The organism is Halomonas nitroreducens (assembly GCF_003966155.1).
Classification (GTDB): Bacteria; Pseudomonadota; Gammaproteobacteria; order Pseudomonadales; family Halomonadaceae; genus Halomonas; species Halomonas nitroreducens.
On record NZ_RXNS01000018.1, the window covers coordinates 36,155 to 61,203 of the forward strand.

At 66.2% G+C, this 25,049-nt stretch carries 19 protein-coding genes and 1 pseudogene; 14 read left to right on the plus strand and 6 right to left on the minus strand.

The genetic code is table 11. The features are described 5' to 3' along the window. Positions 1-244: 244 nt before the first annotated feature. The 5 genes from EKG36_RS16770 to EKG36_RS20530 all read left to right on the plus strand — a co-directional run bounded on the left by EKG36_RS16770 (position 245) and on the right by EKG36_RS20530 (position 4,238). Positions 245-814: a diguanylate cyclase gene (locus tag EKG36_RS16770; protein ID WP_126486189.1), complete on the plus strand. Its 570-nt coding sequence runs from the start codon at positions 245-247 to the stop codon at positions 812-814. Then, positions 811-1,923: a beta-ketoacyl-ACP synthase III gene (locus EKG36_RS16775; protein ID WP_126486191.1), complete on the plus strand. Its 1,113-nt coding sequence runs from the start codon at positions 811-813 to the stop codon at positions 1,921-1,923. The genes EKG36_RS16770 and EKG36_RS16775 overlap by 4 nt, the downstream gene beginning before the upstream one ends. After that, the gene (locus EKG36_RS16780) at positions 1,920-2,600 is read left to right on the plus strand and encodes an iron-containing redox enzyme family protein (protein WP_126486193.1); all 681 of its coding nucleotides are present in this window, start codon (positions 1,920-1,922) and stop codon (positions 2,598-2,600) included. The genes EKG36_RS16775 and EKG36_RS16780 overlap by 4 nt, the downstream gene beginning before the upstream one ends. Beyond that, complete coding sequence (locus EKG36_RS16785; RefSeq protein WP_126486196.1) at positions 2,593-3,483, plus strand: DUF6999 family protein; 891 nt, start codon at positions 2,593-2,595, stop codon at positions 3,481-3,483. The genes EKG36_RS16780 and EKG36_RS16785 overlap by 8 nt, the downstream gene beginning before the upstream one ends. 74 nt (positions 3,484-3,557) lie before the next feature. Continuing rightward, positions 3,558-4,238: a hypothetical protein gene (locus tag EKG36_RS20530; RefSeq protein WP_185827587.1), complete on the plus strand. Its 681-nt coding sequence runs from the start codon at positions 3,558-3,560 to the stop codon at positions 4,236-4,238. Positions 4,239-4,356: 118 nt separating this feature from the next. Here the strand turns inward: EKG36_RS20530 and EKG36_RS16795 are convergent, their stop codons facing one another. Together EKG36_RS16795 and EKG36_RS16800 are read right to left on the minus strand one after the other, a co-directional pair. After that, entirely contained in the window at positions 4,357-5,592 is a 1,236-nt protein-coding gene (locus EKG36_RS16795; RefSeq protein ID WP_126486198.1) for a DUF3422 domain-containing protein, read from the minus strand. A gap of 213 nt (positions 5,593-5,805) precedes the next feature. Continuing rightward, complete coding sequence (locus EKG36_RS16800; RefSeq protein WP_126486200.1) at positions 5,806-6,774, minus strand: magnesium transporter CorA family protein; 969 nt, start codon at positions 6,772-6,774, stop codon at positions 5,806-5,808. A 97-nt stretch (positions 6,775-6,871) separates the two neighbouring features. Between EKG36_RS16800 and chrA the strand changes: the two are divergent. Next, positions 6,872-8,072, plus strand: a pseudogene (chrA, locus tag EKG36_RS16805) (chromate efflux transporter). Between the two features lie 56 nt (positions 8,073-8,128). Here chrA and EKG36_RS16810 read toward each other — a convergent pair. After that, positions 8,129-8,842 carry a DUF3581 domain-containing protein gene (locus EKG36_RS16810; RefSeq protein ID WP_126486202.1) on the minus strand — a complete coding sequence of 238 codons (714 nt, stop codon included), beginning with the start codon at positions 8,840-8,842 and terminating at the stop codon, positions 8,129-8,131. A 259-nt stretch (positions 8,843-9,101) separates the two neighbouring features. Here EKG36_RS16810 and nhaD point away from each other — a divergent pair, with 259 nt between their 5' ends. The 5 genes from nhaD (at position 9,102) to EKG36_RS16835 (ending at position 16,352) form a co-directional block, all read left to right on the plus strand. After that, the gene (gene nhaD / locus EKG36_RS16815; RefSeq protein WP_126486204.1) at positions 9,102-10,586 is read left to right on the plus strand and encodes a sodium:proton antiporter NhaD; all 1,485 of its coding nucleotides are present in this window, start codon (positions 9,102-9,104) and stop codon (positions 10,584-10,586) included. Positions 10,587-10,950: 364 nt separating this feature from the next. Beyond that, a complete protein-coding gene (locus EKG36_RS16820; protein ID WP_185827588.1) occupies positions 10,951-11,382 on the plus strand; it encodes a hypothetical protein in 432 nt (143 codons plus the stop codon). After that, positions 11,351-12,568, plus strand: a complete 1,218-nt coding sequence (locus EKG36_RS16825) for a hypothetical protein (RefSeq protein ID WP_246007545.1) — start codon at positions 11,351-11,353, stop codon at positions 12,566-12,568. Before EKG36_RS16820 ends, EKG36_RS16825 begins: the two co-directional genes overlap by 32 nt. Positions 12,569-12,612: 44 nt before the next feature. Then, positions 12,613-15,456: a bifunctional diguanylate cyclase/phosphodiesterase gene (locus EKG36_RS16830; RefSeq protein WP_126486206.1), complete on the plus strand. Its 2,844-nt coding sequence runs from the start codon at positions 12,613-12,615 to the stop codon at positions 15,454-15,456. 83 nt (positions 15,457-15,539) lie between these two features. Continuing rightward, a complete protein-coding gene (locus EKG36_RS16835; RefSeq protein ID WP_185827589.1) occupies positions 15,540-16,352 on the plus strand; it encodes a PEP-CTERM/exosortase system-associated acyltransferase in 813 nt (270 codons plus the stop codon). Here EKG36_RS16835 and EKG36_RS16840 read toward each other — a convergent pair. From EKG36_RS16840 to EKG36_RS16850, 3 genes are all read right to left on the minus strand, one after another. Continuing rightward, the gene (locus tag EKG36_RS16840; protein ID WP_126486210.1) at positions 16,274-17,407 is read right to left on the minus strand and encodes a DUF3541 domain-containing protein; all 1,134 of its coding nucleotides are present in this window, start codon (positions 17,405-17,407) and stop codon (positions 16,274-16,276) included. The two genes, EKG36_RS16835 and EKG36_RS16840, sit on opposite strands and share 79 nt — an antisense overlap. Beyond that, entirely contained in the window at positions 17,404-18,153 is a 750-nt protein-coding gene (locus EKG36_RS16845; protein WP_126486212.1) for a trimeric intracellular cation channel family protein, read from the minus strand. Before EKG36_RS16845 ends, EKG36_RS16840 begins: the two co-directional genes overlap by 4 nt. A gap of 187 nt (positions 18,154-18,340) precedes the next feature. Next, positions 18,341-20,311, minus strand: a complete 1,971-nt coding sequence (locus tag EKG36_RS16850) for a PhoX family protein (RefSeq protein ID WP_126486214.1) — start codon at positions 20,309-20,311, stop codon at positions 18,341-18,343. A 205-nt stretch (positions 20,312-20,516) separates the two neighbouring features. Between EKG36_RS16850 and EKG36_RS16855 the strand changes: the two genes are divergently transcribed. The 3 genes from EKG36_RS16855 to malT all read left to right on the plus strand — a co-directional run bounded on the left by EKG36_RS16855 (position 20,517) and on the right by malT (position 24,987). Further along, positions 20,517-20,975, plus strand: a complete 459-nt coding sequence (locus tag EKG36_RS16855; protein ID WP_126486216.1) for a nodulation efficiency, NfeD-like protein — start codon at positions 20,517-20,519, stop codon at positions 20,973-20,975. A gap of 2 nt (positions 20,976-20,977) precedes the next feature. Further along, on the plus strand, positions 20,978-22,039 hold the full coding sequence (locus EKG36_RS16860) for an SPFH domain-containing protein (RefSeq protein WP_126486218.1): 1,062 nt from the start codon (positions 20,978-20,980) through the stop codon (positions 22,037-22,039). A gap of 236 nt (positions 22,040-22,275) precedes the next feature. Beyond that, entirely contained in the window at positions 22,276-24,987 is a 2,712-nt protein-coding gene (gene malT, locus EKG36_RS16865) for an HTH-type transcriptional regulator MalT (RefSeq protein ID WP_126486220.1), read from the plus strand. The last annotated feature ends 62 nt before the right edge of the window (positions 24,988-25,049 follow it).

Genomic DNA, 25,049 nt, shown 5'->3' on the forward strand with positions numbered 1-25,049 from the left:
GCTTATCCGAAATGACTTATATTACTCCCCTCCCCCATGCCATGGGGGACTCGACGGTCGCGCCGCGGTGCGCTGATCGGCCAGGACAGGGAGGCCTGCCGACTGCCCGAGCGAATTCAAACAGTCGTTTGCATTTCCGCACAGGTCGACTAGGCTAGTTCACGAACACTGTTTCAAAACTTCCAGGGACGGGAGATTCGATCATGCCAACCCCTTACCATCGACGCCGCCGCGAGGTTCGCTGATGGATACGCATTCGCTGCTGATTCAGGTGCTGCTGTTTGTCTTTCTGCCGCTGTGGGGCATTGCCGGTTTTGTCGACTGGTGCTGCCACCGGGCCACCCGCATCGAGGCCACCTCGGGGCTGAGGGAATCGCTGGTCCACTCGCTGATGGGGGTGCAGGTCGGCATTCCCATCCTTCTTTGCCTGCTCTACCGGGTCAACGTGCTGGTGCTGCTGATCTGCCTGCTGGCCTGGCTGCTGCACGAGCTGGTGGCCCACTGGGACGTGCACTATGCCGCACCGAGACGGCATATCAGCATCTGGGAGATGCATGCCCATAGCTACCTGGCCAGCCTGCCGTTCTACATGCTGGCCATGATCGTGGTGATCAACTGGCCGGTGATGCGGGACCTGCTGGCCCTGGACTGGGCCGGCCAGCTCCACCTGGTGGCCCTCGACGCGCCCCATGGCGGCGAAGGCTACCTGCCCCTCTACCTCGGCTTCATGGCGCTGCTGGCGGTCTTCCCCTACGCGGAGGAGAACCTGCGCTGCCTGCGCTACGCCCTCAAGCAACGGAGGACGGCGGCATGAGCGTCTACATCACCAGCACCGGCCACCACCTGCCTGGCGAGCCGGTCGACAACGCGCGCATCGAGGAGGTGCTCGGCCGGGTCCATGGCAAGCCCAGCCGGCTGAAGCGACGCATCCTCAAGTCCAACGGCATCCGGCAACGCCACTACGCCATCGATGCCGAGCACCGTACCACCATCGGCAACGATGCCATGGCCGCCCGAGCCGGCGAGGACTGCCTGGCGCAGGGCTACCTGGCCAAGCTGCGCATCGAGATGCTCAGCGTGGCCACCAGCCAGGGTGACCTGGTGCTGCCGGGCTTCGGCAGCATGGTGCAGGCCGAGCTCGGCCTGTCGGACGTGGAGCTCAACACCAGCCACGGCATCTGCTCGAGCAGCATGATGGCGCTGAAGGCGGCCTACACCGGCGTGAAGGCGGGCGAGCACGGCAACGCCCTGGTCATTGCCAGCGAGCTGGCCTCGCGGCTGTTCAAGGCCAGCCGCTACGAGGCCGCCGGGGCGGAGGTCGACTTCGACGCCGAGTTCCTGCGCTGGATGCTCTCCGACGGCGCCGGGGCCCTGCTGCTGGAGAAGCGTCCCCGGGAGTTGTGTTTCCGCATCGACTGGATCCGCGGCATCTCCCACGCCGATGCCTTCCCGGTGTGCATGAGCGTGGGTCGGCCGGCCGCCGGCGAGGGCCACGCCAGCTGGCAGGACTACCCCACCTACGCCGAGGCGGAGGCCGCCGGCGCGTTGCTGATCCGCCAGGACGTGCGGCTGCTCGACCACCTGGTCAAGCTCGGCGTGGACGGCCTGCTGCGGCTGATCGACGAGGGCCGGGTCGCGGTGGACAAGGTCGACCACCTGCTCTGCCACTACTCGTCGCATTACTTCCGCGGCAAGATCTTCGACATGCTCACCCAGGCCGGGGCAGCCATTCCCGAGCAGAAGTGGTACACCAACCTCTACAGCCGGGGGAATACCGGCTGCGCCTCGCTGTTCATCATGCTCGACGAGTTCCGCCGCACCCAACGCTACGCCGAGGGCGACACCCTGCTGTGCTTCGTGCCCGAGAGCGGTCGCTTCAACAACGTCTACATGCACCTGACGGTCGTCAAGGAGTCGTCATGAACAGCAAGGTCACCACCCCGGCCGGGCAGGAGTGCCTGCAGGGACTGATGCGCACCTGGTTCGAGTTCGAGCGCCAGCTGGGGCGCGTCCCCGTGATCCAGCGTCTCGAGCGTGGCCGCTTCACCCTGGAGGACCACCGCCGCCTGCTGCTGCATCTGCGCCAGCAGGTGGTCGAGGGCGCGCGCTGGATCACCCGCGGCGCCTCCAGCTTCGATCGCCGCTATACCGACGTCCGCTCGATGGTGATCGACCATGCCCGGGAGGAACACCGCGACTACGAGATGCTCGAGGCGGACTACGTGGCCGCCGGCGGTGAACGCCAGGCCCTCATCGAGGGCGAGCGCAATGCCGGCAGCGAGGCCCTGCACGCCTTCATGATGTACCGGGCGAGCCAGCCCAACCCCGTGGACCTGATCGGCGCCATGTGGATCATCGAGGGGCTGGGCCAGAAAATGGCCGGCGACTGGGCGCGCCGGGTCGAGGCGGCCACCGGCGACGACGGCTGCACGCGCTTCATGCGCTACCACGGCGAGAATGACGACGCCCACCTGGACAAGCTCTATGCCCTGCTCGACCGGGTCTGTCGCGACGCGGCCGACTGCCGGGCCATCCTGCGGACCGCCCGGGTCGTGGCCCGGCTCTATGTGCTGCAGCTCGAGGAGGTGGATCATGACTAGTCGACGCAGTCCCTTCCTGCGGGCCCTGGAAGTCGACGACTCGCTGCCCATCGAGCCCGAGGCCATGCGCCTGTGGCTCGCCGACCTCGAGCGCCCGACCCGCTGGTGGCTGCGCCCGCTGCTGCAGGGGGGGCTGGGGGCGCTGCTGCATGTGATCTGGTTCCTCAAGCGCCTGCCGCTGCCTCAGTTCCGGGCCCACGGGCTGCTGCAGCGGCTGATCTGCTGGTTCTGCACCCATGCGGTCAGCCCCGAGGCCAACCTGCTGATCCTGCGTCACTTCGCCACCGAATCGAACGTGATCAACTTCCTGGTGGATAACGGCGAGGCGGCGGACGTCGCCCCGCTGACGCTCTACCCCCGGTGCATCCGGGACATGCGGGAGGCGAGCTTCGTCGACCATGACCAGGAGCTGTTCCGCGCCTTCGCGGCCATGGGACACTGGCGGCCACGCCCGGCCCCGCTGGCCCCGGAAACCCTGCGCTGGACGCACTGGCGGCCGATCGCCATGGCGGACCTCCGGGTTCGCCGACGGCGCACCCAGGTGCTGGACTTCGAGAGTGCCCATGGGCTGTTCATGTGCCTGTTCTGCCTGCTGCTGACCCGCGAGGAGTACCGCGACGCCATCAACGGCTTCAACCTGGACCAGTCACTGGCCATCCGTATCGGCCAGCTGATCGGCGACCCGGGGCTGGCCGAGATGGCCTACAACAAGTACCCGCACTACCTGGTGGGGCCCTGGAATCTCAGTCAGCGCTTCCTGATGCATGGCTTCTTCACCGAGCATCTCTATGCGCGACTGGAGCGACTGCGACAGGCGGCGACGGAGACGGAGACGCCTCTTGCAGCGCGACACCCGGCCGGCAGCGAGAGTTACACGACGTGACATTCCCCGGGGCCTTGGCCATATTACCCGGGTGCGCCAGGCGCACGAACTCTCATCGCAAGGGAAAAGGGATTATGTCGATCTATCGCAAGGCTGCGCTCGTGGCCCTTCCACTACTGTCTTACACGGCGGGCGTCCAGGCCCTGGAGTGGGAAGCCGCCCCGTCCTACGGCACCGTGAACCTCGTCTCCGGGTTCCAGCCCGACCCGCATCGCACCAGCCTCAGTGCCGGCGGCAGCCGCTCCGCCGGCGAGGCGGGCCCCAACTGCAGCGGCTACGTCAGCGACAAGCCCGACCTGGACCTCAACTACGAGGCCGGCCAGCATGTGCTGAGCATCTTCGTGGAGTCCCCGGCCGACACCACCCTGGTGGTCTACGACGCCGCCGGCAACTGGCACTGCAACGACGACTACTCCACCATGGCCGGCACCAATCCCGGGATCAAGTGGAACAACCCGCCGGCCGGCAACTACAACATCTGGGTCGGCACCTATGCCGCCGGTGAGCTGCAGGACGCCGTCCTCAACATTTCCGAGGCCAGTCCGTCCTGGGGCGCCAGCGGCGTCAGCTCGGGCAGCAGTGCCGGCGGCATCGAGTGGGGTGACAACACCAGCCGCTGGGCCAACGACGGCGAGTGCGACGATCCGCGCTTCGGCGGCCCGGGGGTGCATTCGCTGAACATCGACGAGGATCGCTACCACGACGCCAACGACTGCCGCAGTCTCTACGAGCAGGGCCAGGTCTACCTGAAGTGAGCCCGCCGTGACCCCGATGCCGGCCAGCCCGGCCGGCATCGGTCCCGCCTGGTACCCCCGTTTCAGAGGTTCGTTGAAGAGGTGGCGAGCGGCCATCGCCAACCTCTGATGCAAGGCACTAGTGTTGCTTGACCCGCCAGATGCGCCAGGCCAGCAGCCCGATGACCAGCACCGCCAGCGGGCCGAACACCCCGGCGGCGACGCGCGGCTCGATGGGCATGCCCAGCGCCCCGAGACTCTCCAGGGCGAGCTTGATCAGGCTGAAGATGTAGTAGCTGATGACGATGATCGACAGGCCCTCGACGGCCTTCTGGATCTTCAGCTGGCTGCTGGTGCGCTCGTTGAGGCTCTTGAGCATCTCGGCGTTCTGCTCCTCGATCTCCACCTGGGCGCGGGTTCGCAGCAGGTCGTTGAGCCGTGCCACATTCGCGGCCAGCTGCTCCTGGCGGCGGTCCACGGCGGCGCAGTAGCGTACCGTGGGCAGGAAGCGGCGCATCAGGAAGGTGCCCAGCCGCTGGCAGTCCCCGACCCGGGTCTCGCGCAACTCCTCCACCCGGGTGAAGACGATCTTGGCGTAGGCCTCGGTGGCGCTGAAGCGGTGACGGCTACGGGCGCCGCTGCGCTCCAGGCGAGCGGAGAGGGAAGCGATGGCACTCAGCAGCGGACGCGGTCCCTCGGGGTGGTCCTCGGCATTGCGATCGGAGAGCTCGCCCAGCTCGGCCTCGAACCCCGCCAGCTCGGCCCCGAGCTGCTTGGCCTGGGGCAGCGCCAGGGAGGCCATCATGCGGTAGGTCTCGATCTCCAGCAGGCGGCGCGCCATGCGCCCCAGGCGGAAGTCGTTGAGGGCGCGATTGACGATCAGCAGACGGTTGACGCCATGCGCGTCGAGGCGAAAGTCGCTCCACACCGTGGCATCGCCTCCGCCGATGCGCGACCCGGCCGGATCGCGAAATCCGCAGGCCTCGGTGTCGCCGCTCCAGGAGGCCTGCGACTCGACCAGGATCACGGTGGCGTTGATCAGCGCCTCCCGGTGGGCCTCGGCGATCTCGGCCAGGCGCGGCGGCGGCGGTGGCCAGATCTCGCCGTCGCCCGCCCGGGGCACCATCAGGGTCAGGGTGAAGAACTCGGTATGGCGCTCCCACTTCAGTACCTGCCCCTCCTCGAGGGTCAGGATGCCCTGCACCGCCCCGGGGGCGAAGCGGGTCCCGGCCAGCTCGCAGAGGCGCGAGATGATGCCGTCGCAGACGCCGTCGGTGTCCAGGAAGGCATAGTGGTGGAGATGGGCCGGCTCCGAGAAGTAGATCGACGGGCGGGCATGGAGCTCGTTGTGCAGTTGCTCTCGCTGGGGATGCATGGTCGGGTCCGAAAGGGGATGGATAGACCGAGACTAAGGTCCCATGCCCGTCGGGCCAACCGCCACCCTCACCGCGGCACGCCCCGCCGGACCGACCTTGCTCTCCGCCCAGGCTATGAAATCAAGGGGTTGCAACGCCGCGCCCAGGATTCCGACGCAGTGGCGACCACCTGGCTGCGTCCTTTTGCCTCACCCCGTCGCGTCGGGTGCGACTCATAGCCACTTGATTCGCCGGAACACCCACACCAGGCCGAGGCCGATGGCGAGCATCGCCAGCAGCACCAGGACGTAGCCGTAGCGATAGGTCAGCTCCGGCATGTGGGCAAAGTTCATGCCGTAGATGCCGGCGATGAAGGTCAGGGGCACGAAGATCGCGGTGATCACCGTCAGCACCCGCATGGTGCGATTGAGTTGATGCGACGACAGGGAGAGATAGCCGTCGATCAGGTCGCCGCAGATGTCGTAGTACATCTGGGTCAGGCTATGCAGCCGCTCGAAACGCTCGTGCACATCATTGATGGCGTGCAGGGTCTCCTCGTTATCCCGGGGCAGATGGGCGTAGTCGAAGGCAGTGAGCTCCTGAGTGATGCCGAGGTGGTAGTTGAATACCCGACGCATCTTGACCAGCCGCGAGCGTAAGGTGATGACCCGACGCATCAGGGCATCGCTGCCATCGTCGATCAGCGCATCCTCCAGATCGCTGAGCTGGTTCTCGAACTCCAGCAGGCTGTCCAGGTAGTAGCCGGCAGAGGCGTACATGACTCGCAGCGCCACGTGTTCGGGCGAGCGTTGGAGCAGGGTGCCGCCCTCCTGCTCCCGGAGGCGATCGATGCTCAGCGCCAATCCCGGGTGCAGGCTGATCAGGAAGCGCTCGCCGAGCAGGAAGGAAACCTGCTGGGGCACGTAGTTGAGCTCGGCGTCGAAGGAGGAGATGCCTCGGTAGAGAATCAGGGTATGCTCCTCGAATTCCTCGATCTTTGGCGGATGGCGTTCACGCTGGGCATCGTCGATGGCCAGGGGGTGGCAGCCGAAGGCCTCCAGCATGATTCGCTCGCGCTCCGGGGCCTCTCCCTGCAGGTCGATCCAGATACGGCTCTCTGCCGCGTCGCGCCAGTGCGCGATCAGCTCCTCGCCCCCCTGCACGACCCGGCCGTCGCCGCTCACCAGTAGCGTTCGTATCATCGCTTGGTCATCCTCTGACGAAACAATGCAGTCATGCTTCGACACCGGCCTTCGCCCCGGACGGCGCCGATGCCCCTTTCACCGACCTGGAGTCTGCATGACCAATACACACCGCGCCGGCGAGGTCTTTCGTGCCTTCCTGCTGCTGGGGCTGAGTGCCTTCGGTGGTCCCATCGCCCACCTGGGGTACTTTCGCAGCGAATTCGTCGCTCGTCGAGGCTGGCTCGACGAGCATGCCTATGCCGATCTCGTGGCGCTATGCCAGTTCCTGCCCGGTCCGGCCAGCAGCCAGGTGGGCTTCGCCCTGGGCCTGCTGCGCGGCGGCCCTCTCGGGGGCCTGGCCGCCTGGATGGCCTTCACGCTGCCGTCGGCGTTGCTGCTGATGCTGTTCGCCCTGGGCGCGGCCAGCCTGGCGGGACCGCTGGGCACCGGGTTGCTGCATGGCCTGAAGGTGGTGGCGGTGGCGATCGTCGCCCATGCGGTATGGGGCATGGCCCGCACCCTCTGCCCCGACCGGGCCCGTGCCACCATCGCCGTAGCAGCCGCCCTGCTGGTGATCGCGGCGGCCGGCCCCGGCGGCCAGGTGATGGCCATCGGGCTCGGCGGCCTGGCGGGACTCGCCTGCTGCCGCGGTGACGGCCAGGCGAGGCCGCCGGTGCTCAGCTTCGCCATCTCGCCTCGGACGGGACTCGCCTGCCTGACCGGCTTCGTGGGACTGCTGCTGGGGTTGCCGCTGGTGGTCCAGGCGGGTGCCGGCCAGGGCGTGGCCCTGGTGGATGCCTTCTATCGGGCGGGCGCCCTGGTGTTCGGCGGCGGGCATGTGGTACTGCCGCTGCTGGAGGCCGAGGTGGTGCAGCCCGGCTGGGTGGCGGCCGACGACTTCCTGGCAGGCTATGGCGCGGCCCAGGCGATTCCCGGCCCTCTCTTCACCTTCTCCGCCTACCTGGGCATGGTCATGGCGCCCGCCCCGGGCGGAGTGCTCAGCGCCCTGCTCGCGCTGGTGGCGATCTTCGTGCCAGGGCTGCTCCTGCTGATGGGGGTGATCCCGTTCTGGAATGCCCTGCGCTCCCGGCCGGCAATCCAGTCGCTGATGCGGGGGGGCCAATGCCGCGGTGGTAGGCCTGCTGGCGGCGACGCTCTACCAGCCGGTGTGGACCAGCGCCATCCTTGGCCCGGCGGAGTTCGCCCTGGCCCTGGTGGGCTTCACCTTGCTGTCGGTGTGGCGACGGCCGGCCTGGCTGGTGGTGCTGGTCTGCGGCCTGGGCGGGATGACACTGGGGCTGCCCTCACCGTCCTGAGGCCGGGGGACCGCTCGCGTCCGCCGCCGAGAGCCCGTCTCGGATGACGTCGCGGGTCAGGCCTCGGCCTCGTGGGCCGACTTGAGCCGGTAGAACTCCTCGACCACCTCGTCCATGGCCGCGGCGTCGTAGGGGCACAGGCCACTCACCACCAGCTTCTTGGAGCCAGTACCGACTTCCTCACCGCCGGCGAGGATGCGGAACTCCAGCAGGGCATCGCCGCGCTTGCCGGTCACCGCCAGGGAGGAATCGACCAGTTCCAGGCCCGGCTCGATGCCGTTCAGGCGGTCCAGGGAAAAACCCATGCTGTCGTAGATCACCAGCGGGCGCTTGGGATTGAACATCACGCCCCGCTCTTCCATCAGCGGCTTGAGATAGTGCGGGAAGTTCTTCCCCGAGAAGGCCACGTAGCACCGGGTAAAGGCCTCGACGACAGCTTCGTCGTGGGTCACCTCACCGCTGCGCTCCGCCTCGAGAAAGCACTTGCCGCTGTCGTCACGCACGCGAATCAGGCCATCGTCCTCTTCGGCGAAGGTCAGCGGGACGCCGTCACCGACCATGCTCAGGAAACGGAAGGTCATATTCTGGGAGAGACCGAAACGCGCCAGCACCAGGGCGAAGAGCAGATCTCCCGGTACGCAGAAGCGGCGCGCGTCCGGGTTATGGATGGGATTGAAGTCACCGGCGACACGCTTGGCGAAACGGCTGGCCTGCTCTGCGGAGATGCAGAGGCGCGAGCCCGTGCGCGAGTGGTAGTCATCGAGAAACATGCGTCTTGTGCCTGCCCTGAGTCATTGGCGTTGCGATGGTCCGCCCGGTCGCGACCGGAAGGGGCAGATGATGCCATAAATTCCCCGCCGACGGGGGATCGAATCGCGCCGAACTGCCCGGCGTCAGGGAACCGCCGAAATCTTTCCGCCCCCTACCAAAGAGGCAGGCCAGAAAGCGTTTCGATTCAGCACGATATGGTAAAATTCGTGCGTTTTCGAACCCTTTCATCCACTTTCTGCCCTTAGGATAACCGCCGCCATGCTGACCACCTGTTCCTCCCCCAGCAGGCCCAGGCACCCCGCTCGATGGCCTGGCATCCTGTTTCTTCTCCTCTCGCTCGTCGCTTTCGCCTCTCCCGCCGTCGCCGCCCAGGGCGAACTCGACCTCACTACCTCCTTCGTCGGCCTGCTGGCCGTGGTGATCTTCGTCCTCGCCTATGCCCTGGTCATGGCCGAGGAAAAGATCCATATGCGCAAGTCCAAGCCGGTGCTGGTGGCGGCCGGCATCATCTGGGGCCTGATCGGCTGGGTCTATGTCAAGGCGGGGATCCCGGCGGACTCCGAGCACGCCTTCCGTACCACCCTGCTGGAGTTCACCGAGCTGATGCTCTTCCTGCTGGTGGCAATGACCTACATCAATGCCATGGATGAGCGTCGGGTCTTCGATGCCCTGCGCGGCTGGATGGTGCGCAAGGGCTTCAGCTACCGCACGCTGTTCTGGATCACCGGCCTGCTGGCCTTCGTCATCTCACCGGTGGCCGACAACCTGACCACCGCCCTGCTGATGTGCGCGGTGGTCACCAAGGTGGCCGAAGGTGACAAGCGCTTCATCAACCTGGCCTGCATCAACATCGTGGTCGCGGCCAATGCCGGCGGCGCCTTCAGCCCCTTCGGCGACATCACCACCCTGATGGTCTGGCAGGCAGGCATCGTCCAGTTCCAGGAGTTCTTCGCCCTGCTGGTGCCGTCGTTCGTGAACTTCATCATCCCGGCCGTGGTGATGAGCGCTTTCATCAAGAATCGCGTCCCGGCGAGCCTGGAGGAAGACGTCTGGCTCAAGCGCGGCGCGCGGCGGATCATTCTGCTGTTCCTGTTCACCGTGGCCACCGCCGTGGGCTACCACACCCTGCTGCACCTGCCGCCGGTGCTGGGCATGATGACGGGGCTTGGCTACCTGCAGTTCTTCGGCTACTACCTGCGTCAGAGCCTGCCGCGCTCCCTGGAACGCAAGCGCAGCCGCTATACCCAGCGTGGTGACTGGAAGAAGCTCGAGCAGCTGGGCAGCGTCGTGCCCTTCGACGTCTTCAACCGGGTGGCCCGTGCCGAGTGGGACACCCTGCTGTTCTTCTATGGCGTGGTGATGTGCGTGGGGGGGCTTGGCTTCATGGGTTACCTGGGGCTGCTCTCCGATGCGCTCTACACCGGCTGGGACGCCACCTGGGCCAACGTCGCCCTGGGCGTGATCTCGGCGGTGGTCGACAACATCCCGGTGATGTTCGCGGTGCTGACCATGGAGCCCGACATGTCCCACGGGCATTGGCTGCTGATCACCCTGACCGCCGGTGTGGGGGGCAGCCTGCTGTCGATCGGCTCTGCGGCCGGGGTCGCGCTGATGGGGCAGGCCCGTGGCAACTATACCTTCATGGGCCACCTGCGCTGGGCACCGGTGATCGCGCTGGGCTACGCGGCAAGCATCGTCACCCATTTGTGGATCAATGCTGCCAGCTTTAGCGTCTTCGGCTGAGACATGCGCCCGGCGGCCCCAGCCGCCGGGCTGATTGGCCGGGTGTGAGAAACCTCGTTGAACTCCCTCCTGTACATTGCCTTCCAGTGATGTAGTTTATGAAGGTAAGCTATGCATAAACGTAAGGCTGGGCAGATCAAATCTGCCCCACCTTTGCCTGACGTGGATAATAACTAAGCCCGGTTCGGGCTGCAGGGAGAATGCGTCATCGACTCACCTATGCCCCTTATTCCGACTCGGTCCTGCTGGTACCGCGGGTCCTGCAGGCTGAGCGAGTGCTGCGCGCCATGCGAGCTCTATCACTGAGCCCTCCCCGCCGGCCGGCGCCCCTCCGCTATGTCGACGAGCGCAGGAGGCGTAGCGCATGGCGTGGCTGAGATTCATGGCCCTGCTGTTGCTGGGCCTGGGCGCCATGCCCTTGGCAATGGCCCAGGACCGTGACGTGCTGCTGGTGGCGAATGCCGATGTCGAGACACACCATCTGACACGGGACACCACCCGGGCCATCTTTGCCATGCGGCAACGCACCTGGCCCGACGGCCAGGCCGCCAGGGTCTTCGTATTACCCAACAGCCACCCGGTGCATGCCCGCTTCGTCAAGGAGCGCCTCTCGGTCTATCCCCACCAGCTTCAGCTGGCCTGGGACCGGGTGGTGTTCTCGGGAACGGGGCAGGCACCCAACCGAGTTCGCACTCAGGAGGGAATGCTCGAGCAGATTGCCAGCACTTCCGGTGCCCTGGGATATCTAGAGAGGGAGTATCTGGATGACCGTGTCCAAGTCATTTCGATGGAGTGAACCGCGACACGCCCTGCTCCTAGGTGCCGCGCTGCTCGCGACCGTCACCCAGGCACACGGCGAGGAAGAGAACGTACTGGATACGCTCCAGCTGCATGGTTTCCTGAGCCAGGCACTGGTGATCACCGACGACAACGATTTCTTCGGCCCCAGCAGCAGTGACGAGGGCAGCCTCAAGTTCACCGAGATCGGGGCCAATGTGTCATTGCGCCCCCACGAGGACGTGCTGATCGCTGCCCAGGTGCTCAGCCGGCGGGCCGGCGGGGATGGCAGTGACGCCAACCCCGAGCTCGACTATGGCCTGATCGACTACCAGATCCAGTCGAACCAGCAGCGCAACTTCGGGGTCCAGGTCGGCCGCTTCAAGAACCCGTTCGGCTTCTATAACCAGACCCGGGATGTGGCCTTCACGCGTCCAAGTATCCTGCTGCCGCAATCGATCTATTTCGATCGTACCCGCTCGCTGGGCCTGGCGGGTGACGGTATAAGCCTATATCACGAAGAGCGATTGCAGAGTGGCACGGTGCGGTCTCAGGTTGGCTTTGGCCGCACTCGGATCGAGGAAGATGTGGACAGGACACTGGGCCTCGATCGATTCCCGGGCTCGCTCGATGCCGATACGTCGGCCATCGGCCAAGTGCGTTACGAGCATGACGGAGGGCGTATCATTACAGCCCTCAGCGCCGCAAGCGCGAACGCCGATTACGACTCGCCGGGATCGATTCCTGGCGATGGGGAGTTTCATTTCCAACCATGGATTCTCTCGTTTCAGTACAACCAGGCCAAATGGAGCCTGACGGCGGAATACGCCTTGCGCACACTTGAGCTCGAGGGCTTCAACAGCTTTCCCGATACGGAAACGACCGGGGAAAGCTGGTACGTCCAGTACACCCGGCGGTTCCTGGATAACTGGCAATGGCTGGTCCGCTACGACAGTCTGGTCAATGATCGAGATGACCGCGATGGTGAGGCATTCGAGGCGAGCGGTGCCGGTCCGGCCTATTCGCAGTTTGCCAAGGACGTGACCTTTGGTCTCCAGTGGACGCCGCATCCCCGATTGATGCTGTCAGGGGAGTACCACCATGTCGATGGCACCGGCTGGTTGCCGGTCCAGGACAACCCGGCCCCCGACGAGACGAGCCGATACTGGAACATGCTGCTGTTCCAGCTATCGCTCCGTTTCTAACGTTCTCTCCGCCACCACACCCGACGAGACAGGGAACCGGAGAGATGAACTCCAGACCATTCTCCAAGAACCGCCACCGCCTGAGCCTGACCTGGCGCGTCATCGCGCTCAGCAGCCTCCTGCTGCTCGTGCTGGTCACGCTGTTCACCTGGCTGGGCCACCAGAACCTCACCCGCCAGTTCCAGGAAGGCCGGATGCAGCACCATGCACGCCAGCAGCGTGAAATCCAGCTGGCGCTGCGGCGCTCCGAGGAGAACCTGCGTCAGCTGGCCAGCCTGGCGGCGGCCTCCCCACAACTCGGCCCTTCGCTGCAATCAGGCGATGATGACGACATCCTCGCCGCCCTGAAGCCCCAATGGCCGACCTTGCAGCTCGATGCCGGGGTCGAGGAGATCATGGTCTTCAACCGCCAGGGAAGGGCGATGGGAAACTGGGGCGAGGACCTGGACAGCAATCAGCGTCCCATAATGGCCTGGGTGGATCGGGTGATGAGCACCGAGATGCCTCTGACGACCCTGCGCTGCTCCATCGACTGCCGGCAGTATGCGGCCGTTCCGGTGCTGGTGGATGGGCAGAGCGTGGGCCTTGTCATCCTCTCGCGCTCGCTTGCCGACGTCACCCGCCAGGCCAAGTCGGTCTCAAGCAGTGAAGTGGCCCTGCTGGTCACGGGGCCCATGGAAGCCAGAGGCTTACCTCAGGAGCGTCGCCTGGACGACTGGAACGGCCAGCTGATGGCGTTGACCGAACAGGAGGAAAGCCTGCCTTTGCTGCGCCAGGCCTCAGCCGCGGCCAGCCTGTCCGATCTGACCGCCTCCCCGTTCTACCTCCAGCACCAGGGGCGCCACCTGGAGCTGTCGGCATCGCGGATGGAAGAGGACAAGGACAGGCGCAGTACCGGCTACTTCCTGCTGGTCTCCGATATCACTGCCCAGATCCAGGCCATCAACCACGACACGCGCACCCTGATGTACGCCGGCGTGGCCGGCTGGCTGGCGGCCGAGCTGCTGCTGCTGATCATCCTGCTGGGCCCGATGTCGCGGCTGCGTCGCATCGCCAGTGTGCTCCCCGCCCTCGCACGCGGGGGCTTCGCCGAGGCACGAGAGGTCATACCCAGCAAGTCTCGCCGGCTGCCGGACGAGATCGACGTCCTCGAAGGCACCACCCTGGAATTGTCGCGTCAGCTTGAACTGCTCGAGGAAGAGGTCGAGGCCAGGGGCGAGCAACTTGCCGAGCGGGTCGATGAGCTGGCCCAGGAACGGGATTTCGTCGGCAGCCTGCTCGATACCGCTCGCGTCTTCATCATCGCCCAGGATGGCGTGGGTCGCATCAGCCTGGTCAACGCCTACACCCTCTCCATGCTGGATATCGCCGAAGACGTGCTAATCGGTCGCCATTTCGATGATATCTTCGATGCGCCCGGCCATTCTCCCGTGGCGACGACCGAGGCACCGCAGCAAGAGGAACGCACCTTGCTGACGCCCGATAGCCAAGTCCATACCATCGTCTGGTACCACGCGCCCCTGCCCAACGGCAACGATGCCAGCATGGCACGCATTTCCGTGGGCCTGGATATCACCGAGCGCAAGGCCGCCGAAGGCCGCCTGACCTGGCTGGCCGAACGCGATCCCCTGACCTCGCTCTACAACCGTCGCTTCTTCCAGGAGGCCATTCAGCTGTCACTGCAGCAAGGCCATACGGGCGCCGTGCTGCTGCTGGACCTGGACCAGTTCAAGGAGGTCAACGAGCTTAGCGGTCATCATGCCGGCGACCGCCTGCTGCGCGACGTGGCGGATACGCTACAGCTCAACCTCGGTCACCGTGGCATCATCGCCAGGCTCGGCGGTGACGAGTTCGCCCTGTTGCTGGAAAACGCCGATGCCGACCAGGCCATCGCCATCGCCCAGCATTGCAACCAGTTACTCGAGGGGCTCCGCTTCTCTGCTAGTGGTCGTCGCCACCGGGCCGTGGCCAGTATCGGCATTGCCCAGTTCCCGATCCACGGCGAGACCCCCGCCGACCTGATGGCCAGTGCCGACGTCGCCATGTACAAGGCCAAGGAAAACGGCCTGCAACGCTGGCACCTGCTCTCCACCCTGGAGAGCGCCAAGGACGAACTTCAGGAGCGGGTCTACTGGGTCGAGCGCCTGCGCAAGGCCCTGCAAGATGACGATTTCACGCTGATGGTCCAGCCCATCGTGCGGCTTGAGGACCGTGACGTGAAGCACTACGAGGTGCTGATCCGGATGCGCGAGACCGATGGTCGGCTGGTATCCCCCGCCCACTTCATCCCCGTCGCCGAGCGCAATGGGATGATCGTCCAGCTCGATCGCTGGGTCCTGCATCACAGCCTGCAGGCCCTGCGACAGCTGCAGGAGCATGGGATCAGCCTGGCGGTGAACCTCTCGGGTCAGTCCCTCCACGACAAGGGGCTCGAGTCCTTCCTCGCCGAAGAGCTGGCCAGCAGCGGCGCCGATCCCCATCATCTCATCCTGGAGATCACCGAGACGGCCGCCGTCACCGACTTTTCCACCGCTCGCGGGGTGCTCCAGGCCATCCGGGACCTGGGGTGCCGCACCGCCCTGGACGACTTCGGCGTCGGATTCAGCAGCTTCCACTATCTGGGCCAGTTGCCCGTGGATTACATCAAGATCGACGGCTCCTTCATCCGCAGCCTGACCCTTAGTCCCGATAGCCGTGTGATCGTACGCGCCATCGCGGATATTGCCGCCGGGTTCGGCAAGCAGGCCATTGCCGAATTCGTCGATCAGGAATCCTTGATCCCCATCCTGCAAGAGTATGGCATCACCTATGGGCAAGGCTTCCACCTTGGTCGACCCAAAAGCCTTATGGAAACCTTTGGAGAAGAATTACGCCGTGGCATCGGATAACAATGACGCCAAAGGCGTGCTCCACCGATGATGCTGCCGACGCCCAGGCCTTGGCAAACCAACTAAGCCTCAAGGAAAAGTGCATGAGAGCCGAGCCGAAAAAGCAATCCAAGAGGGCCGCTACCCAAGCCCTTTTCGAAAGTTTCGAGCGTGACTATGAGTTCATTCTCGCCACCAAGGACCAGGACAGGAAAAAGGTCTTTGCACTTCGCCACGAGGTTTTTCTCCGCGAGTTGCATTACAACATGCGGGAAGACAGCTCCCACCACCTCGAGCAGGATGAGTACGACAGCACGTCGATACACTGCCTGATCAAGCACAGGGCTAGTGGCCTGTCAGCGGGTTGCTTACGTCTGGTCATGCCTTCCCAGGAGGAAGATTCGCCGCTAAGGCGGTTGCCGGTGGAGATCCACGGCCGGGATCATTTCAATCATCCCGACATCACTCCCTACGACCTTCCAAAAGAAGAGCTGTGCGAAGTCTCACGTCTTGCCATTGCTCGGCCGTTTCGCGCCCACCATAGCAAAGAGGAACCACTGCCTTATGGCTGGGATGGCTATCGGTTTTCCGAGGCTGAGGCGAAGACGTTTCCACTCCTGGCCATTGGACTGTTCCTCTGTACCTATTCCTTGGTCGGCCTCACGGGACGTCGCCATGTCTTCGCCATGATGGAACCAAGGCTGCCCAGGCTGCTGGCTCTCTCGGGGTTCCATTTCACCAAGGTCAGCGAAACTATCGTCTACCATGGGATTCGCAATGCCTATTACATCGACCATAGAAAAGCAGAAAAGGAAATGCACGAGGACCTGATGCCCCTCTATCTGCATATCCAGAGAGCCCTGGCACCGCAGCTCGATGCGGCCATGCCGGCGATGGCGGCCGACTCCCTCTCCTGAGCCGGCAACTCCAGCATCGGTCCGGGATGCAGGCGACCCGGCCAGCCGAGCAGCATGATCGCCAGCACGTTGCGGTGCTCGCCAAAACTCAGGTCGGTACCACCGCTCTCCGATGGCACCATCCTCGCCCTGGGATCATAGGCCCTCACCAGCGCCTCGCGCAGCCGCTGGACCGCCGGATGATCCTCGCGGCCCGCCAGCAGGAAACTGATCCCCACCTCGGTATAGATATCGGCCTTGGTCTCGACAATGATGCGGTCCAGGTGGGACGCGAAGTAATCCAGAATCCACTCGACCTCGCCCTCCGGCACCCGTCGCTGATAATAGTCGCTCGCCGCGATCACGAAGTGGGTCATGCCATAGATCTTGTTACGGTATGAGGCACGGGACAGCTCGCCATCCCGCGCCACAGGGTAGTGGCGACGAAAGGCCGCGATGACGGGGTCACGCAGGTCCGCCACCCCGAGATGGTGGAGGTAATACACCAGGTTGGCCACCTGGGCAGCATAGATCTCCATCACCTCGGGATCGATCAGGAAGGGGCGGAAGTCGAGGCCCTCCAGATAGGCAAGCGCCCGACGGTATCCCGGCAGGTGCTCCTCGTCGAGCAGGCCATGGTAGCTGGCCTGAGTCAGCTGAAAGGCCAGGCTCTTGGCATAGACGATCTCCCCCCACTCTCCGAGCATGTGCTTGCGCCGCTGCTGCTTGAGCGAGCGCGCGGGATAGTCCGCCACCTTCTCCCGGGCCCGTCGTGGCGCATAGCCGGGCTCGGCCAGCCCGTCGATCTCCTGGCGCAAGGAGGTCAACAGGCGCAGGCCATAGGCCCGGTTCAAGGGCAGAAAGCGCTCATCCCCGGTCACTCGATAGAGCCGCTGGGCATAGTGGCGCTGCTTGCTGGCCGGCAGCCTCGGCAGGGCCTGTTCGTAGTTCGCGCGGATTTCTGCTGCCACCTCGCCGGGGAGCAAGGCGGCCGTCTGGCCCTCGAGGGCACAGCCGACCAGCAGGGCCATGACCCACAGCCACAGGATCGCCGAGCGGTACAGCGAGACACTCATGGGGTTTTCCCTTTCCGACGCCGGGAGCGCTCCGGCGGGATGAGTTTCACGCGGGCCTTGGGACGAAGCGGCTTGGGGGGTGGTTCCCCCGGCGTGGGTGACTGCGCGGGTGGGGGTGGCGGACGCGATACCACCACCCAGGCGAATACCGGCAGGGCAAGCCGCCAGTAGATGGCGGCCAGGCGCAGGCCCAGGGTGATGGCGAGCGATGCCGCGATGGAGACCCCGAAGGGGCTGTCCAGCGTTTCGAGAACCACGAAGGTCACGCCACCGGCGATGGAGGCCGTGGCGTAGACTTCCTGGCGCAGCACCATGGGCACCCGGCGGGCCAGGACGTCGCGCACCATGCCACCGGCCACCCCGGTCAACAGGCCCATCAACACCGCGACCACGCCGGGAGCCTCCAGCGTCAGTGCCTTGTGGGTACCGATCACGGTAAACAGCGCCAGGCCAAAGGCATCCGCCACCGGCAGGAAGACCCGCGACAGGCGATGGATGTAGTGGAAACCGAGGATGGAGAGCGCCACGGTGGCAAGGATTACCCACAGGTAGGCCGGATCCGTGACCCAGAAGACCGGTCGTACGCCGAGCACTAGGTCACGCAGGGTACCGCCGCCGATACCGGTCACCGCCGCCAGCACCAGCATGCCGAAGGGGTCCATCCGCGAGCGACAGGCAAGAATCACCCCCGAGAGCGCAAAGACGATCACGCCCGCCATGTCCAGCCAGTAGACCAACCCTGTCACTGTCATCCTCCCCATGTCATTGCCGCCAGCATAGCAGTCCGACCGGGGAAGACCCGCCAACGCAAGCGGGCGGCCCGCAGGCCGCCCGGAAGCACTTGATCCCAATGAAAGAAGAAAAGGGCTGATTGACGTTGCGAGCAACGATAGGCTGGCCGCCGCCGGAGCGGAGCAGACAAGCAGCCTTTTCTCAGCCGATGGTGCCGCCGCCGTGTCGCGTGATTGCCACCACGGAAGGTCGCGGCGGCACCCCTTCCTCGAAATCCGGCCAGCGAGTGGCGGGTGTCTCGAAGCTGGAGCGGCCCGAGTGTCCCGGGAAGGCTTCGGCACCATCGGCAGCGGGGTGCTGCACCGCCACGAACAGCGCGGTATCGTCGGGCGTGAAGCAGGGGCCGCACATCTCGGCACCCACCGGCACGCGGAAGAACATCTTGCCGGTCCCGCGTCGCTCGCCCTCGGTCTCCAGGGCCCAGACCCCATCGGCGGTACCCGAGTTGGGCCACTTGTCGCCCTGGTCGGTGGTCACCCAGAGGCGGCCCCGGGCATCCACCACGCAGTTGTCCGGCGAGGCGAACCAGCCGTTCTCGCTGGTCGCCGGGTTCCACATCGCCCCGACCTCGCCCTTCGTCGGATCCCCGCAGCGCACCAGGATATCCCAGCGGTTCTCGGTGGCGGTATGGCGTCCCTCGGTGATGATTTCCAGCACATGGCCGAAGAGGTTCTCGGCCCGCGGGTTGGCCGCATCGACCTGCTCTTCATCACGCTTGTGGTTGTTGGTGAGCATCACGTAGACGTCGCCGGTGACGGCGTTGGCCTCGATGTCCTCCGGCCGATCCATGGGGGTGGCGCCCAGGGCATCGGCGGCCAGGCGGGTATCGATCAGCACGTCGGCCTGGCTGGCGAAGCCGTCCTCGGCGGTCAGCGGCCCCTCGCCGTGAACCAGCGGCAGCCAGGTCAAGCGACCCTCGGCGTCGAAGCGGGCCACATACAGGGTGCCGTGATCGAGCAGGTCGCGATTGGCAGCCGGCTCGGCGGTGTTGACCACGTCGCGGCTGACGAACTTGTAGACATAGTCGAAGCGCTGGTCGTCGCCCATGTAGACCACCAGGCGGCCGTCCTCGGCGATCAGCGTTGCCGCCCCCTCGTGCTTGATACGGCCCAGCGCGGTGCGCTTGACCGGCGTGGAGGCGGGGTCGAGCGGGTCAATCTCCACCACCCAGCCGAAGCGGTTGGGCTCATTGGGCTCGCGGGTGATGTCGAAGCGGGCGTCGTGGCGGCCCCAGCTGTAAGACGCCCCCGGCACCCCGTAGCGGGCCAGCTTGTCCTTCTCCGGGTGGTGGGTCGCGTCCCCCAGGAAGTAGCCGTGGAAGTTCTCCTCGCAGGTGAGGATGGTGCCCCAGGGCGTCATGCCGCCGGCACAGTTGTTCAGGGTGCCGATCACGCGGCGTCCTTCCGGGTCGGCGTCGGTGCGCACCCGGGCATGGCCGGCCACCGGGCCGCCGATGGCGATCTCGGTGCTGCGCGGGGTGATGCGGCGATTGTAGCGACTGCCCTGCACATAGCCCCAGCGACCGTTCTCGCGGCGGATCTCGACCACCGAGAGGCCATGTGCGGCCTTCTCGATCTCGGTCATCTCGGCGGTGATGCCGCTGAAGTCGTGCGCGTCCTGGGGGCCGGGCAGGCCGGGGAACATCAGTTCCTCGTTGGTGTACTCGTGGTTGACCACCAGCAGGCCGCGGTCCAGGCGGCCTTCCAGGGGCACGAAGCCGACATAGTCGTTGTTGTAGCCGAACTGGCGTTCCTGGGCATCGGCCCTCTGGTTGTGCGGGTCGAAGGCCGGCGCATCGGCGAACAGCGGGTCGCCCCAGCGGATCAGTACCTCGGCGTCATGGCCAGGAGCCACATGGTGGGTGGTATCGACACCATGGCGGATCTCGTCGAAGGCGAAGCGGTCGAGACTGCCCCCCTCGGCGGCGATGGCGGCGGCCAGGGGGTTCATGGCACCGATGGCCGCCGCGCCCAGGCCGGCCGACCCAGCCCCCTTGAGAAAACCGCGACGCGAGAAGCGACGCTCGATGATCTCGCCGATGGGCGAGCGAATCTCGGGATTGCTGGGCGTGTTCTCGGCGTTCTCGTAATGGGCTCGACGATTGAAGGCCATGACAGCTTCCTCTGATGATCGGTGGTGACGGGCCACAAGTGATACGCCCCAAAGGTGTCAATCTGGTTAAGCGGACGTGGCGGGGACAATCCCGCAGGCCTAATGCACCGCTTTATGCTAATAATGGCCTGTAGGCCACCCGACGAACGGCCTTTTCCTTGCAGCCGGTGCCACCATACCGCCTGCACGACACCACGGAGCCCACATGGACTGGAATCCCGCCTATACGTGGCTGGCCATTGCCCTGCTGCTGGGGCTCGCCGAGCTGACATCCGGCGCCCTGCTGCTGCTGGCCCTGGGGGTGGCTGCCGCCCTGACCGCCGCCCTCGCCGCCCTGGGCCTGTCCCTGTCATGGCAGCTACTGGGAATGGGGGTGTTCTCGGGCCTGCTCGCGCCGCTGGCGATCATGGTGATTCGCCCCAGGTTCTCGCCCAAGGGCGTGGCCTACGGCACCACCGGCACCGGTGTGGAGCAGGGCCGCGACTTCACGGTCCTGGCGCGGGACTTCGACGACGCCCGCGGGATCAAGATCAATGGCGACTTCTACCGGATCCGCCTCGCCGGCAACGGCGATACCGACCTGCCGGTGGGGACCCGCGTGACCTTCAAGACATTCGATGGCACCACCGCCGTCGTCACCCTCGCCACTGCCAAGGAGCAATAAGCATGGACCTGCCCATCAATCCGGGACTGATTCTCAGCCTGATCATCGTCGTCATCGGCATCCTGATCATCGCCAAGGGCCTGGTGGTCGTCCGCCAGTCCGAGGTCATGGTCATCGAGCGCCTGGGGTCCTTCAACCGGCTTCTGGAGAGCGGCATCAACATCATCATCCCCTTCATCGAGCAGCCCCGCGCCATCACCATGATTCGCTACCGCAAGCTCGGCGAGGACTACCAGGCCATCACCAGCGACGAGGTGCGTATCGACCGCCGCGAGACGGTGATGGACTTCCCTGGCCAGCCAGTGGTGACCACCGACAACGTCACGGTCACCATCAATGGTGCCCTCTACTACCAGATCATCGACCCCAAGCGCGCCGTCTACGAGGTGGAGAACATGAGCCAGGCGGTGGAGGTGCTGGCCAAGACCACCCTGCGCTCGGTGGTCGGCAAGATGGAGCTCGACAAGCTGTTCGAGTCACGCGCCGAGGTCAACAACGAGATCCAGTCCTCCATGGAGGAGGCGGCTTCCAAGTGGGGGGTGAAGATCTCCCGGGTCGAGGTCCAGGACATCGCCATGCCCGAGGAGGTGGAATCTGCCATGCGCCTGCAGATGGCCGCCGAGCGCCGGCGCCGGGCCACCGTGACCGAGGCCGAAGGCGAGAAGGCGGCGGCCATCGCCATGGCCCAGGGACAGCGGGAATCGGCGATCCTCAACGCCGAGGGCGACAAGGAGTCGGCCATCCTGCGCGCCCAGGGGGAGCAGGAATCGATCAAGCTGGTGCTGGGCGCCATCGGCGAGAGCGAGGAAAACAAGCGCACCGTGGTGGGCTATCTGCTGGGCCAGAGCTATATCAAGGCCCTGCCCACCATGGCCCAGCAGGGCGAGCGGGTCTTCGTGCCCTACGAGTCCTCTGCCCTGCTCGGCTCCATGGGCATGTTCCGCGAGATGGCCGGCTCGCCCGAGGACGCCGTGGCCAGTCACCTCCGCTCGCAGGCGCCCCGGGAGGGCCTGCGCAGCGGCATGGTCGGCGGGGCGGCCTCGGGCTCAGGCTCGAGCAGTTGAGGCAACCGCCAGGCCGGCTCAGCGCGAGGGCGCGGGCCGGGGACTGACGGTGATGGCCTCGCCGTGATCGGCGAGGGACTCGTGATCCTACCGCGCCGGCTGGACCGGGATGACCGGGTACAGCCGGTCAATCCCGTGACGCCAGGCCTCCCCCGGACCTTCGTCGTAGCCATCACCGGCTCCCGCGGCCTGTCGGGCATAATACCAGGCCAGCCATGCTCGTCTCGGGAGCCCCGATGCCACTGATCCAGGAAAAGCTCGCGCCGCCCCCCCTGCCCGTGTCGCTGGTGGCCCGCCCGCGCCTCAACGACCAGTTCGTCCTCGATGAATGCGTCCGGGTGCTGCTGGTCAAGGCACCGCCGGGCTACGGCAAGAGCACCCTGGTCGCCGAGCGGCTTCCCGCGCTCGAGCAGCGAGCCGCCTGGCTATGCCTGGATCGCCGCGATGACCAGCCGGCGCGCTTCGCCGCCTATTTCGCCGCCGCTCTCGCGCAGCTGTGCGGGGAGCACCTGGCGGTCTCGCTGCCGGCAGTGGATGACGCCCTCTCCCTCGAGGCGCAGCTGGAGGCCTGGCTGGCCAGCCTGCCTGCCGAAGCTCCGCCCTGCCGGCTGGTCCTCGACGAGTTCGAGCACATCCGTCACCCGGCGATCCTCGAGGGGCTCGCCTACTGGCTGCGCCACCAGCCGCGCTGGCTGACCCTGACGCTGGTGTCGCGCACCCGCCCGGCCCTGGGCCTGCCGGCCATGCGTCTGCGTGGCGAGCTGGAGGAGATCGGCGTGGACCAGCTGGCACTCGAGCTGGAGGAGGCTCAGACCCTGTGCGCCGAGCAACTCAGCTTTCCGCCGACCCGGGTCAGCCTGGAGCGTGCCCTGCGCCTGACCGAGGGCTGGCCCATGGCGCTGACCTGGCTGATTGAGCGCACTACCACCCGGGCCGGCTTCGATGCCCTGCTCGAGCGCCTGTCCGGGGCGCATCCGGATTTCGTGGCCTGGTTCGACGACCTGCTGGGGGAGACCCTCGGGGAGCGCGACCGTCATCTGCTGCTGCAGCTCGGCGTGCTGGAACGCTTCTCCCCGCCGCTGGTGGCGCGACTGCTGGAGGGCGAGCGGATCACCCAGCGGCTGGAGGCCCTGGACCAGGCCGGCCTGTTCCTGCATCGTCCCGACCCCCATGACCAGTGGTATCGCTTCCACGCCCTGTTCGCGCAGTACCTGCGACACCGCCGCCACGAGCTGAGCCTGGACTCCCAGCGACGGCTGCATCGCCGCGCCAGCGAGGCCTGGCTGGCGCTGGGCGACCCCGCCCTGGCGCTGGCCCAGGCCATCGAGGCCGACGCCCCCGAGGCCCTGGCAACCCTGATCGAGGGCCAGGGCCCCCACCTGCTGGCCCACGGCCACTTCGCGCTGCTCGCCCGTGGCCTGGACACCCTCGGCGAGCCCCGCCTCGGTGCCTCGCCCCGGCTGACCCTGCTGAACGGCTGGGTCAGCCATGCGCAATATCAGTTCGAGCACACCGAGCGCGCCATCGGCTGGATCGAGGCCCAGCTCGACGAGCCGGCCTGGCAGGAGCTCGCCGCCGAATTCGCCACCCTGCGCGCGCAGCGGGCGATCAACCGTGGGGATGCCGAGCGGGCCGCCCCGCTGGCCGAGCGGGCCCTCACCCTGCCGGCCCGCTACCTGGCCGCCACCCCCGTCTCGGCCGGCGCCATCTTCTGTGAGGCACGTTTCGTACAGGGCCATCTCGAGGAGTCGCTGGCCCGCATCCAGACGGTGGAACAGGAGGCCAAGCGCATCGGCGACGACCAGCTGATGCTGTGGGCGCTGTGTCACCATTCGGAAACCCTGGTGGCACAGGGGCGGCTGCAGGCGGCCTTCGACATCCAGGAACGCGCCTTCGCGCATATCGAGCACAGCGGCCTGGATCGCCTGCCGGTGGCCGAGTTCCTGTATCGCATCCGCAGTCAGTTACTCTGGGAATGGCACCGACTGGAAGAGGCCGAGCAGGCGGCCCTGGCGGGCATCGCGCTGCTCGACCGCCAGGGCGAGTCCTGGACCCTGCAGTGTCACGTCAGCCTGGCCAAGGTCGCCCTGGCCCGCGGCGACCAGGCCCAGTGCGCCGACCATATCCGCCGCCTGCGCAAGATACTGGCCGAGGGCGACTACCATATCGACTGGCGCGCCAATGCCCACGCCACCCTGCTGGCCTGGTGGCAGGCCAACGACGACCGCGATGCCATAGCCCGCTGGCTGCAGGAGGCGCCGCCGGCCGAACCCGACACCGCCAGCAACCATTTCGCCCAGGCCAACGCGCGCAATCAAGCCCGTGCGCTGATGCTGCTCGGTCACACCGAGCAGGCCCGGGCCTTGCTGGAGGCCCTGGAACAACAGACCCAGCGCTTCGGGCTGGTCACCGATGCCAACCGCAACCGGCTGTGCCTGGCGGCCCTCGAGTGGCAGTGCGGCCATGAAGCCACGGCGCTGGCGCACATGACGGGTGCCCTGGAGCTGGCCTCACGCACCGCCCTCACCGGCAGCTTCCTGCGCCTGGGCAGGCCGCTGGTCGACCTGCTCGGCGCCCTGCTCGAGGACAGTGGGCTCGATGACCTGTCCCGCGCACGGGCCGAGCGCCTGATCGAGCTGGCCGGCCGCCAGCGCGATTTCGGCCGGGCCGTGCGCCTGATGCTCGACGACACCGTGATCGCCGACATCGTCGCCCGCCCTGATGTGCCGGAGCTGATCCGCACCTCGCCGTTGACGCGTCGCGAGTGGCAGATCCTGGGCCTGATCCATGCCGGACTGTCCAACGAGCAGATCGCCGAGCAGCTCTCGGTGGCCCCCACCACCGTCAAGACGCACATCCGCAGTCTCTACCAGAAGCAGAACATTCGCCGCCGCGAGGAGGCCATCGCCCTGGCCGGCGACCTGCTGGCCCGCATCCAGGGGGAGTAGTCACCGGCTCACTCGTCTCCTCCTCCCCCCGCCTACGCCTGCCTCGTCTCCGACGGGAGGAT

Excerpts from the sequence above, each read along its gene's own strand:
- EKG36_RS16770 (WP_126486189.1), top strand. The coding sequence starts at position 245 with ATGGATACGCATTCGCTGCTGATTCAGGTGCTGCTGTTTGTCTTTCTG.
- EKG36_RS16775 (WP_126486191.1), top strand. The coding sequence starts at position 811 with ATGAGCGTCTACATCACCAGCACCGGCCACCACCTGCCTGGCGAGCCG.
- EKG36_RS16780 (WP_126486193.1), top strand. The coding sequence starts at position 1,920 with ATGAACAGCAAGGTCACCACCCCGGCCGGGCAGGAGTGCCTGCAGGGA.
- EKG36_RS16785 (WP_126486196.1), top strand. The coding sequence starts at position 2,593 with ATGACTAGTCGACGCAGTCCCTTCCTGCGGGCCCTGGAAGTCGACGAC.
- EKG36_RS20530 (WP_185827587.1), top strand. The coding sequence starts at position 3,558 with ATGTCGATCTATCGCAAGGCTGCGCTCGTGGCCCTTCCACTACTGTCT.
- EKG36_RS16795 (WP_126486198.1), bottom strand. The coding sequence starts at position 5,592 with ATGCATCCCCAGCGAGAGCAACTGCACAACGAGCTCCATGCCCGCCCG.
- EKG36_RS16800 (WP_126486200.1), bottom strand. The coding sequence starts at position 6,774 with ATGATACGAACGCTACTGGTGAGCGGCGACGGCCGGGTCGTGCAGGGG.
- EKG36_RS16810 (WP_126486202.1), bottom strand. The coding sequence starts at position 8,842 with ATGTTTCTCGATGACTACCACTCGCGCACGGGCTCGCGCCTCTGCATC.
- nhaD (WP_126486204.1), top strand. The coding sequence starts at position 9,102 with ATGCTGACCACCTGTTCCTCCCCCAGCAGGCCCAGGCACCCCGCTCGA.
- EKG36_RS16820 (WP_185827588.1), top strand. The coding sequence starts at position 10,951 with ATGGCGTGGCTGAGATTCATGGCCCTGCTGTTGCTGGGCCTGGGCGCC.
- EKG36_RS16825 (WP_246007545.1), top strand. The coding sequence starts at position 11,351 with ATGACCGTGTCCAAGTCATTTCGATGGAGTGAACCGCGACACGCCCTG.
- EKG36_RS16830 (WP_126486206.1), top strand. The coding sequence starts at position 12,613 with ATGAACTCCAGACCATTCTCCAAGAACCGCCACCGCCTGAGCCTGACC.
- EKG36_RS16835 (WP_185827589.1), top strand. The coding sequence starts at position 15,540 with ATGAGAGCCGAGCCGAAAAAGCAATCCAAGAGGGCCGCTACCCAAGCC.
- EKG36_RS16840 (WP_126486210.1), bottom strand. The coding sequence starts at position 17,407 with ATGAGTGTCTCGCTGTACCGCTCGGCGATCCTGTGGCTGTGGGTCATG.
- EKG36_RS16850 (WP_126486214.1), bottom strand. The coding sequence starts at position 20,311 with ATGGCCTTCAATCGTCGAGCCCATTACGAGAACGCCGAGAACACGCCC.
- EKG36_RS16855 (WP_126486216.1), top strand. The coding sequence starts at position 20,517 with ATGGACTGGAATCCCGCCTATACGTGGCTGGCCATTGCCCTGCTGCTG.
- EKG36_RS16860 (WP_126486218.1), top strand. The coding sequence starts at position 20,978 with ATGGACCTGCCCATCAATCCGGGACTGATTCTCAGCCTGATCATCGTC.
- malT (WP_126486220.1), top strand. The coding sequence starts at position 22,276 with ATGCCACTGATCCAGGAAAAGCTCGCGCCGCCCCCCCTGCCCGTGTCG.